Source organism: Bradyrhizobium sp. NBAIM08 (genome assembly GCF_020193935.1).
GTDB classification, from domain to species: Bacteria; Pseudomonadota; Alphaproteobacteria; order Rhizobiales; family Xanthobacteraceae; genus Bradyrhizobium; species Bradyrhizobium yuanmingense.
Genome location: NZ_JADYVR010000004.1, coordinates 690,001 through 693,245, shown reverse-complemented (window position 1 = coordinate 693,245; position 3,245 = coordinate 690,001). Strand labels below are relative to the sequence as shown.

Below are 3,245 nucleotides of genomic sequence, written 5' to 3'. Positions count from 1 at the left end.
GGACAGGGCCCCATCTAGCGGGGGAGGCGGGCGTTTGGCCGGGGGGCCGACAGCGCTTGGGACGGCGCGCCCCCCAGGGTGGCGGAGTGCGGAGGAGGGCCCCCGAGGGAGGCCGCCAGGGAGGGCTCCAAGGCGCCCTCCGGAGCCCGCCGGCGGGCAAACTTTTTTTCAGATTTTTTGCCGGGCGGGCTCGTTCGATGTGCCCGGCGGCTTTCTAAATGGCTGGAATCGTGGGTGTTTTCTCGCTGGTCCGCTGTGCGACGATTTGTTGACGATTGGCGTTGACAGGCCGGAAGGTGGGGCCTATAACCCCAACCACTGAGCGCGGCGCCGCCGGGTCACTGACCAAGGCGAGCGAACGCGCCACTGATGCTCCTCACCTTGTTGAGTGACACAACAGCCGACACCAGTCGGTTGGAGTTCATCCATCGTCGGTAAGGGTGTCGGAACCCTTCCTCTCAGGAAGGTTGAGGCCTCCATGGTCTCGGGCTGTTTGACAAGTGAAGATGAAGAAAGAGAAACGTGGACGGCGGAGTCCTTGCGGGTCTCGCTTCCGAGAAGCTTCGGCTTTTCTGATCGAGACCGGACGAAAGACTTCGGCGGTACACGTTTTAAAGGAAACACCATCGTTGCCAGCGATGTGAATCGCGGGCAGCACATCGACTTCGGTCGATAATGGTGGGACCTCGTCAAACGTTGTGATCAGCCGGTTCAAAGTTCAAGTCCAACTTGAGAGTTTGATCCTGGCTCAGAGCGAACGCTGGCGGCAGGCTTAACACATGCAAGTCGAGCGGGCGTAGCAATACGTCAGCGGCAGACGGGTGAGTAACGCGTGGGAACGTACCTTTTGGTTCGGAACAACACAGGGAAACTTGTGCTAATACCGGATAAGCCCTTACGGGGAAAGATTTATCGCCGAAAGATCGGCCCGCGTCTGATTAGCTAGTTGGTGAGGTAATGGCTCACCAAGGCGACGATCAGTAGCTGGTCTGAGAGGATGATCAGCCACATTGGGACTGAGACACGGCCCAAACTCCTACGGGAGGCAGCAGTGGGGAATATTGGACAATGGGGGCAACCCTGATCCAGCCATGCCGCGTGAGTGATGAAGGCCCTAGGGTTGTAAAGCTCTTTTGTGCGGGAAGATAATGACGGTACCGCAAGAATAAGCCCCGGCTAACTTCGTGCCAGCAGCCGCGGTAATACGAAGGGGGCTAGCGTTGCTCGGAATCACTGGGCGTAAAGGGTGCGTAGGCGGGTCTTTAAGTCAGGGGTGAAATCCTGGAGCTCAACTCCAGAACTGCCTTTGATACTGAAGATCTTGAGTCCGGGAGAGGTGAGTGGAACTGCGAGTGTAGAGGTGAAATTCGTAGATATTCGCAAGAACACCAGTGGCGAAGGCGGCTCACTGGCCCGGTACTGACGCTGAGGCACGAAAGCGTGGGGAGCAAACAGGATTAGATACCCTGGTAGTCCACGCCGTAAACGATGAATGCCAGCCGTTAGTGGGTTTACTCACTAGTGGCGCAGCTAACGCTTTAAGCATTCCGCCTGGGGAGTACGGTCGCAAGATTAAAACTCAAAGGAATTGACGGGGGCCCGCACAAGCGGTGGAGCATGTGGTTTAATTCGACGCAACGCGCAGAACCTTACCAGCCCTTGACATGTCCAGGACCGGTCGCAGAGATGTGACCCTCTCTTCGGAGCCTGGAGCACAGGTGCTGCATGGCTGTCGTCAGCTCGTGTCGTGAGATGTTGGGTTAAGTCCCGCAACGAGCGCAACCCCCGTCCTTAGTTGCTACCATTTAGTTGAGCACTCTAAGGAGACTGCCGGTGATAAGCCGCGAGGAAGGTGGGGATGACGTCAAGTCCTCATGGCCCTTACGGGCTGGGCTACACACGTGCTACAATGGCGGTGACAATGGGATGCTAAGGGGCGACCCTTCGCAAATCTCAAAAAGCCGTCTCAGTTCGGATTGGGCTCTGCAACTCGAGCCCATGAAGTTGGAATCGCTAGTAATCGTGGATCAGCACGCCACGGTGAATACGTTCCCGGGCCTTGTACACACCGCCCGTCACACCATGGGAGTTGGTTTTACCTGAAGACGGTGCGCTAACCCGCAAGGGAGGCAGCCGGCCACGGTAGGGTCAGCGACTGGGGTGAAGTCGTAACAAGGTAGCCGTAGGGGAACCTGCGGCTGGATCACCTCCTTTCTAAGGATGATCCTTCAGCGAGCTCACGCTCACTATCGGATCGTTTTAGAAACATCAGTGGCCAACAGATCGCCAGATCGTTGAGCTGCATTGGCGGGATTTCGCCGTCTTCGTTTCTCTTTCTTCGCGGACGAACACGCGCTGGGCCTGCATCATGCAGGATCCCACGGTCCCTGACGGGATATGCGTTAGGGGCTTGTAGCTCAGTTGGTTAGAGCGCGCGCTTGATAAGCGTGAGGTCGGAAGTTCAAGTCTTCCCAGGCCCACCACTTTCATCGAGTGAGCATTCGTCTTCTGGTTACGGGGCCATAGCTCAGCTGGGAGAGCGCGTGCTTTGCAAGCATGAGGTCGTCGGTTCGATCCCGTCTGGCTCCACCAGATGGTTTGATCACCGAGATATTGCACCGTCGTCCGCGAAACATCACTTCGCATCCTGCTAGTCTGGATAGACAGCAAGATGCGTGTTTTCTGACATCGTAAAGAGGAGATCGATCCGAGTTGGGTCGTGCAGCAGATTGTTGCGCGAACCTTCATTATCTCCGGATCATTTTCGGCGCTCGCTTTCAGCCGTGAGGTTGAATGCGAGTTGTAAAATGATCCTTTTAGCGAAGCTTGACCGCCTCGCTATCGGAACGATCTTACGAAGCAAGCTGGTCTTTCTAGTCAATGTCCGGCTGCACGTAGCATTCATCGAGGGTGCGCGCCGTAAGGCAATCGTGCAGACAACATTCTGCCGAGTGTGTGGACATTGATAATGAGAGCAATCAAGTGCCTTAAGGGTGTTCGGTGGATGCCTTGGCGCTGAGAGGCGATGAAGGACGTGCTACGCTGCGATAAGCCGTGGGGAGCTGCGAAGAAGCTTTGATCCGCGGATTTCCGAATGGGGAAACCCACCTTCGATAGCCGGAACTCCAAGACCTCGTGTTTTGGTGTTCGACCAGAAATGATCGGGACCATGACCCTAGAGGTTTTGGATTTCCGGTTATCAAGAGAAGGTATGAGACTTCTGAATACATAGGAGGTTTCAAGCA

The 3,245-nt window shown here is 56.0% G+C and carries 2 tRNA genes and 2 rRNA genes (1 of these 4 running past the window's edge); all 4 read left to right on the top strand.

Annotation, left to right across the window (positions count from 1 at the left end):
* Positions 1 to 725 precede the first annotated feature (725 nt).
* Positions 726 to 2,214: ribosomal RNA gene (locus I6F37_RS17965) — 16S ribosomal RNA — on the top strand.
* Positions 2,215 to 2,406: 192 nt separating this feature from the next.
* Positions 2,407 to 2,483, top strand: a tRNA-Ile gene (locus I6F37_RS17960).
* A 33-nt stretch (positions 2,484 to 2,516) separates the two neighbouring features.
* Positions 2,517 to 2,592 (top strand) — tRNA-Ala (locus I6F37_RS17955).
* A gap of 384 nt (positions 2,593 to 2,976) precedes the next feature.
* Positions 2,977 to 3,245: ribosomal RNA gene (locus tag I6F37_RS17950) — 23S ribosomal RNA — on the top strand (it continues 2,578 nt past the right edge of the window).
* Together the 16S and 23S rRNA genes with 2 tRNA genes alongside form the textbook arrangement of a ribosomal RNA operon.